5 protein-coding genes and 1 pseudogene are annotated in these 6,749 nt (G+C 70.7%); 5 read left to right on the top strand and 1 reads right to left on the bottom strand.

The window, feature by feature from the left end; genetic code table 11:
- Together WA805_RS17760 and ligA are read left to right on the top strand one after the other, a co-directional pair.
- Window positions 1–182: pseudogene (locus WA805_RS17760) on the top strand (hypothetical protein); the annotation flags it as partial.
- Window positions 143–2,287 (top strand): NAD-dependent DNA ligase LigA, encoded by a 2,145-nt coding sequence (ligA, locus tag WA805_RS17755; protein ID WP_425242887.1) that lies wholly within the window; start codon window positions 143–145, stop codon window positions 2,285–2,287. The pseudogene WA805_RS17760 and the gene ligA, both read left to right, overlap by 40 nt.
- Before the next feature lie 121 nt (window positions 2,288–2,408).
- Here ligA and WA805_RS17750 read toward each other — a convergent pair whose 3' ends face one another.
- Window positions 2,409–3,326 carry a dihydrodipicolinate synthase family protein gene (locus WA805_RS17750; protein WP_422337528.1) on the bottom strand — a complete coding sequence of 306 codons (918 nt, stop codon included), beginning with the start codon at window positions 3,324–3,326 and terminating at the stop codon, window positions 2,409–2,411.
- 87 nt (window positions 3,327–3,413) lie between these two features.
- Between WA805_RS17750 and gatC the strand changes: the two genes are divergently transcribed.
- From gatC to gatB, 3 genes are read left to right on the top strand one after another with little or no spacing between them, the layout of a single operon-like run.
- Complete coding sequence (gatC, locus tag WA805_RS17745) at window positions 3,414–3,710, top strand: Asp-tRNA(Asn)/Glu-tRNA(Gln) amidotransferase subunit GatC (protein ID WP_422278234.1); 297 nt, start codon at window positions 3,414–3,416, stop codon at window positions 3,708–3,710.
- A 13-nt stretch (window positions 3,711–3,723) separates the two neighbouring features.
- Window positions 3,724–5,217: an Asp-tRNA(Asn)/Glu-tRNA(Gln) amidotransferase subunit GatA gene (gatA, locus tag WA805_RS17740; RefSeq protein ID WP_425242886.1), complete on the top strand. Its 1,494-nt coding sequence runs from the start codon at window positions 3,724–3,726 to the stop codon at window positions 5,215–5,217.
- On the top strand, window positions 5,214–6,698 hold the full coding sequence (gene gatB, locus WA805_RS17735) for an Asp-tRNA(Asn)/Glu-tRNA(Gln) amidotransferase subunit GatB (protein ID WP_422288636.1): 1,485 nt from the start codon (window positions 5,214–5,216) through the stop codon (window positions 6,696–6,698). Before gatA ends, gatB begins: the two co-directional genes overlap by 4 nt.
- Window positions 6,699–6,749 lie beyond the last annotated feature (51 nt).

The raw sequence follows: 6,749 nt of genomic DNA, 5'->3' as shown, positions 1-6,749 counted from the left end.
CGCCGGGCGACTGCGCGCGGCAGGTCGTGGTCACGCCCGCATGCGGGCTCGCCGGCGCGTCGCCCGCGCAGGCGCGCGAGGCGCTGCGGTGGGTGCGGGAAGCGGCGCGCATCCTGCCGGAGATGATGGGGGAGCTGGCGTTATGGAACTGGACGAGGCGCGGCAGCGGCACGCGGAGCTGAGCGAGAAGCTGCGCGACGCGCAGTACAGGTACTACGTCCTCGACGCGCCGACGATCGCCGACATCGAGTACGACACGGACATGCGGGCGCTGGAAGCGCTCGAGGAGCAGTTCCCCGAGCTGCGCACCCCGGACTCGCCGACGCAGAACGTGGGCGGCGGGCTGTCCACCCTGTTCACGCCGGTGGAGCACCTGGAGCGGCTGCTCAGCCTGGACAACGTCTTCTCCGAGGAGGAGTTCGCCGCCTGGACCGACCGGGCCGCCAGGCTCGGCGGCGCCGGACCGTACCTGTGCGAGCTGAAGATCGACGGGCTGGCGATCGACTTGGTGTACGAGCGCGGCCGGCTGGCGCGCGCCGCCACCCGCGGGGACGGCCGGACCGGCGAGGACGTGACGCTGAACGTCCGGACGATCAAGTCGGTCCCTGACCGGCTCACTGGGGACGGTGTACCCGAGGTGCTCGAGGTCAGGGGCGAGGTGTTCCTGCCCGAGGCGGCGTTCGTGCGGCTGAACGAGTCGCTGCAGGAGGCCGGCAAGCCGGCGTTCGCCAACCCGCGGAACGCGGGGGCCGGCTCGCTGCGGCAGAAGGATCCCCGGGTGACCGCTTCCCGTGGCCTGGGCGCGATCGTGCATGGCATCGGCCGCGTCGTGGGGGCGGGGGACGGCGAAATCAGCGGCGCCGCGGCCGGACCGAGCGAGGCCGGGCACCTGGAAGGGGCGCCGGACACGCAGTCCGGCTGGTACGCGCAGCTGCGCGAGTGGGGGCTGCCGGTCAGCGACCGGTACAAGGTCTTTTCCAGCCTTGATGAGGTCAAGGCCTACATCGACTACTACGCGGACCCAGCGCACCGGCACGAGACGCCGTACGAGATCGACGGTGTGGTCGTGAAGATCGACTCGCTCGAGACGCAGCGCGCGATGGGCGCGACCAGCCGGGCGCCGCGGTGGGCGATCGCCTACAAGTACCCGCCCGAGGAGGTGAACACCCGGCTGCTCGACATCCGGGTTAACGTCGGGCGGACCGGGCGGGTCACCCCGTACGCGGTGATGGAACCGGTCAAGGTCAGCGGATCAACGGTCGACCGGGCGACCCTGCACAACGAGGACGAGGTCAAGCGTAAGGGCGTGCTCATCGGCGACATGGTGGTGCTGCGCAAAGCCGGCGAGGTGATTCCCGAGGTGGTCGGCCCGGTATTGGAGCTGCGCGCCGGCGGCGAGCGGGAATTCGTCTTTCCCGCCGAGTGCCCGGCGTGCGGCACGCGGCTCGCCAGGGACGAGGGCGAGGTCGACTGGCGCTGCCCGAACACCGTGTCGTGCCCCGCGCAGCTGCGCGAGCGGCTGTTCCACCTGGCGTCGCGCAGCGCGCTCGACATCGAGGTGCTCGGCTACGAGGCGGTCGTCGCGCTGCTCGACTGCGGGCTGGTGGCGGACGAGGGCGACCTGTTCGCGCTGACCGCGGAGAAGCTCGGGACCTGCGCGTTCTTCGTGAACAAGGCCGGCGGGCTCAAGGTCAACGCCCGCATGCTGATGATGAACCTGGACGAGGCCAAGACCAGGCCGCTGTGGCGGGTGCTCGTCGCCCTGTCGATCAGGCACGTGGGGCCGACCGCGGCGCGGGCGCTGGCCGACGCGTTCGGCTCCGTGGACGAGATCGCGTCCGCGTCCGCGGACGCGCTGGCGATCGTGGACGGTGTCGGACCGACGATCGCCGCCTCGGTCGTGGAGTGGTTCACCGTCGACTGGCACGTCGCGATCGTCGACAAGTGGCGGCTGGCCGGGGTGCAGCTCGCGACGCCGGGATTCGACCCGTCCGCGGCGTCGTCCCGGCTGCTCGCGGGCGTGACGGTGGTGATCACCGGCACGCTCCCCGGTCTCACCAGGGACGAGGCGGCCGAGGCGGTCCGCGCGGCAGGCGGCAAGGTGTCGTCCTCGGTGTCGAAGAAGACGAACTTCGTGGTGGCAGGCGAAAACGCGGGCTCGAAGTACGACAAGGCGGTGGAGCTGGGCGTCCCCATCCTCGCCGAGGACGCCTTCCGCGCGCTGCTAACCCGCGGCCCGGACGCCGTCCCGGCTTCCGCCACCGTCTCGGAAGCCGCTGAAAGCTAATGGCCGGCGAGCCGCGCGTCTAGGTATCACTTCCGGCCCTGATTCCCATCTTCGTATCACTTCCGGCCCTTTTGCTGTCCGATTTGCCGGAATTCAGGGGCCGAATCCGATACGAAGATGGCTAGCGGGCCCAGCGGAGGATCAACGGATCGCGGGCTGTTGCCAGTTCGATCAGGCCGCGCCGGGTCCTTGGCGACACCGGGCCGAGCGGGGCGCGGGTCCGGTCCGAGGCGACGATGCCGCCCTCGGCCAGCAGGATCTTCTGCGCGCGCAGCCCGCATTGGCGGTTCTCGAAGTGGATGAGCGGCAGCAGATCCTCCCAGGCACGCACGGCGCCGGCCCGGTCGCCCGACAGGTAGCCGTGGACGATCCAGCTGAGTTCGGCGGGGACCATCGAACTTGGCATGGTGCCCATGGCCCCGGCGTCCAGGTCCGGGATCAGGGTGACCGACTCTTCGCCGTCGAATGGGCCGGGCAGGCTGCTGCCGAGGGCGCTGACCAGCGAACTCAGCTTGTCCGCGGCCTGCGGCACCTCGATCTTGGCGTACTGCACCTGAGGGACCTGCTTGACCAGGTCGATCAGCAGGCTGGCGGGCAGCGGGGTCGCCGACAACGGCGCGTCCTGCACCATGATCGGGATGTCGATCGCGTCCGCCACCCGCGAGAAGTACTCGATCACGGCGGGGCCGGGCACGGTCAGCGTGGCGCCGAAGAACGGCGGCATGACCATTACCATCGCCGCCCCCATGTCCTGCGCGGCGCGGCTGCGCGCGGCGGCGACCCGGACGCTGTAGTGGCTCGTGGTGACGATCACGGGAACTCGTCCCGCCACGCGTTCGAGAAGCGCGCGGGCGATCGTGTCGCGTTCGGCGTCGGTCAGCGAGAACTGCTCGGAATAGTTGGCGAGCAGGCACATCCCGTCGACCTCGGCGTCTACCAGGTAGTCCGCGACGCGCGCCGTGCCGTCGAGGTCAACGGTCTCATCATCATGGAAGATCGTCGGCACGACTGGCACGACGCCGCTCAGGGGTGCGTCCATAGCCGCATTCTCCCGCTGGGTATCGAGGGGAGCACGGGCAAGGTATTGGTTACAGGTTCCGCGAGCATCAACCCTAGGATTGTGGGCATGTCCATTACCCGTGACGAGGTGGCCCACCTGGCCCGGCTGTCGAGGCTCGCGCTCAGCGACGAAGAGCTCGACCACCTGGCCCCGCAGCTCGACCAGATCATCTCGGCGGTCGCGCAGGTGCAGGAAGTAGCGGCGGAAGGCATTCCGCCGACCTCGCACGCGACCGGCCTGACCAACGTGTTCCGCGACGACGAGCCGGCTCCCTGCCTGACGCCGGAACAGGCGCTCAGCGGCGCGCCCGAGGTCGAGCTGCAGCGCTTCAAGGTGCCGCGGATCCTGGCCGAGGAACCCTGACGGGAAGAGAGACATGGACGAGCTCATCACGATGACCGCGGCGGAGCTGTCCGCCGCGATGGCCGCCGGCGACGTCTCTGCCGCCGACGTCACCGAAGCGCACCTGGACCGGATCGCCGCTGTCGATGACAGGGTCAAGGCGTTCCTGCACGTGGCAGCCGACGACGCCCGCGCGCGGGCGCGGGAGGTAGACGCCAGGCGCAAGGCCGGCGAGCCGCTCGGCCCGCTGGCCGGCGTCCCGGTCGCGGTCAAGGACCTGTTCACCACCATCGGGATGCCGACCACCTGCGGCTCGAAGATCCTCGGGGACTGGCACCCGCCGTACGAATCGACGATCACGCAGCGCCTGAGGAACGCGGGCGCGATCCTCATCGGCAAGACGAACATGGACGAGTTCGCGATGGGCTCGTCGACGGAGAACTCCGGCTTCGGGCCGAGCCACAACCCGTGGGACCTGGCGAAGGTGCCCGGCGGATCGTCGGGCGGCTCCGCCGCCGCGGTCGCCGCTCACATGGCGCCGCTGGCGCTCGGCACTGACACCGGCGGCTCGATCAGGCAGCCCGCCGCAGTGTGCGGAATCGTCGGCACCAAGCCCACCTACGGCGGGTCGTCCCGGTACGGAGTCGTCGCGTTCGCTTCTTCCCTGGACACCCCGGGCCCGCTCGGAAGAACTGTTCTTGACGCCGCGCTGCTGCACGAGGTGATGTCCGGGCACGACCCGATGGACTCGACCTCAATCAACGCGCCGGTGCCGCCGGTCGTCGAGGCGGCCAGGCACGGCGACGTGGCCGGGCTGCGGATCGGCGTGGTCACCGAGTTCGCCGGCGACGGCTACCAGCCGGGCGTGATGGCCCGGTTCACCGAGGCGGTCGAGCTGCTCGAGTCGCTGGGCGCCAAGGTCACCGAGATCAGCTGCCCGCACTTCAAGTACGCGCTGCCGGCGTACTACCTGATCGCGCCTAGCGAGGCGTCGTCCAACCTGGCCAGGTTCGACGGCATGCGGTACGGGCTGCGGACCGGCAGCGGCAGCGCGGAAGAGGTCATGGCGGCGACCCGCGCGGCGGGCTTCGGCGCCGAGGTCAAGCGCCGGATCATGCTCGGCACGTACGCGCTGTCCAGCGGGTACTACGACGCCTACTACGGCAAGGCGCAGCAGGTGCGGACGCTGATCATCCAGGACTTCGACGCGGCGTTCGGGCAGGTGGACGTCCTGGTGTCGCCGGCGACGCCGACAACCGCCTTCCCGATCGGGGAGCGGGCCGACGACCCGATGGCGATGTACCTGGCCGACCTGTGCACGATCCCGACCGACCTGGCGGGCAACGCCGCCATCTCGGTCCCGTGCGGGCTGGCCGACGAGGACGGCCTGCCGGCCGGGCTGCAGGTAATGGCGCCGCCGCTGGCCGACGACCGGCTGTACCGGGTCGCCGCGGCGGTCGAGGCGGCGTTCAACGAGCGGTGGGGGCACCCGCTGCTCGCCGATGCGAAGGGACTGTCGGCCCGATGACCGTCACGTACGAAGAGGCGCTGCAGAAGTACGAGCCGGTGTTCGGGCTGGAGACGCACGTCGAGCTCGGCACCACGACCAAGATGTTCTGCGGCTGCCCGACGACGTTCGGCGCGGAGCCGAACTCGCACGTCTGCCCGGTCTGCCTGGGGCTGCCCGGCTCGCTGCCGGTGACGAACCGGGTGGCGATCGAGTACACGATCAAGATCGGGCTGGCGCTGAACTGCTCGATCGCGTCGTGGTGCCGGTTCGCGCGGAAGAACTACTTCTACCCGGATATGCCGAAGAACTTCCAGATCTCCCAGTACGACGAGCCCCTGTGCGTCGACGGGTACCTGGACGTCCTGGTCGGTGGCAGGACGGTGCGGGTGGGCATCGAGCGGGTGCACCTGGAGGAGGACACCGGCAAGTCGCTGCACGTCGGCGGCGCGACGGGACGCATCCAGGGCGCCGACTACTCGCTGGTCGACTACAACCGGGCCGGCATCCCGCTGGTCGAGATCGTCACCAGGCCGGTGCCGGGCACCGGGTTCCTGGCGCCTGAGGTCGCCCGCGCGTATGTCACCGAGCTGCGCGACCTGCTCCGCTCGCTCGGCGTCTCGGACGTGCGGATGGAGGAGGGCTCGCTGCGCGCCGACGTGAACACGTCGCTGTCGCCGCGCGGTTCTGACGTGCTGGGGACGCGGACCGAGACGAAGAACGTGAACTCGCTGCGCTCGGTGGAACGAGCGGTGCGCTCGGAGGTCTCCCGGCAGGCCGAGGTGCTCGACTCCGGCGGGCGCGTGATCCAGGAGACGCGGCACTTCCACGAGGAGAGCGGCGTGACCACGTCCGGCCGGTCGAAGGAGGAGGCGCAGGACTACCGCTATTTCCCCGAGCCCGACCTGGTGCCGGTCGCGCCGCCCCGCGACTGGGTCGACTCGATCGCCGCGTCGCTGCCCGAGCTGCCCTCGGCGCGGCGTGCCCGGCTGATGTCGGCGTGGTCGCTGTCGGAGCTGGAGTTCGAGGCGCTGCGGAACGCCGGCGCGCTCGGCGCGGTGGAGGCGACGGTGGCCGCCGGCGCCTCTCCGGCTGACGCCCGCAAGTGGTGGCTGGGTGAGCTGGCCCGCCGCGCGAACGACATGGGCATCGAGGTATCCGCCCTGCCGATCACGCCTGCCGACGTGGCGCGGATCTCCGAGCTGGTGGCCGCCGGGTCGCTGAACGACCGGCTCGCCCGCCAGGTCATCGAGGGCGTGCTGGACGAAGAGGGCACGCCGGACGAGGTGGTGGCCGCCCGCGGCCTGGCCGTGGTCAGCGACGACTCGGCGCTGCTGGCCGCGATCGATGAGGCCATCGCGGCCAATCCCGATGTCGTGGCCCGCATCCGCGACGGCAAGGTGCAGGCAGCCGGCGTCCTGGTCGGCGCGGTCATGAAGGCCACCCGCGGCCAGGCCGACGCCGCCCGCGTCCGCGACCTCATCATGGAACGCCTCAGCTGAGCCGCGGCTTCGCGCCCCTGCCCGTTTTCCTTATCCCGAACGGGCTCGTGG

Source organism: Trebonia sp., from assembly GCF_049794275.1.
Classification (GTDB): domain Bacteria; phylum Actinomycetota; class Actinomycetes; order Streptosporangiales; family Streptosporangiaceae; genus Trebonia.
The sequence above is the reverse complement of the archived record's forward strand: the minus strand, read 5'-3'. Positions and strand labels throughout refer to the sequence as shown.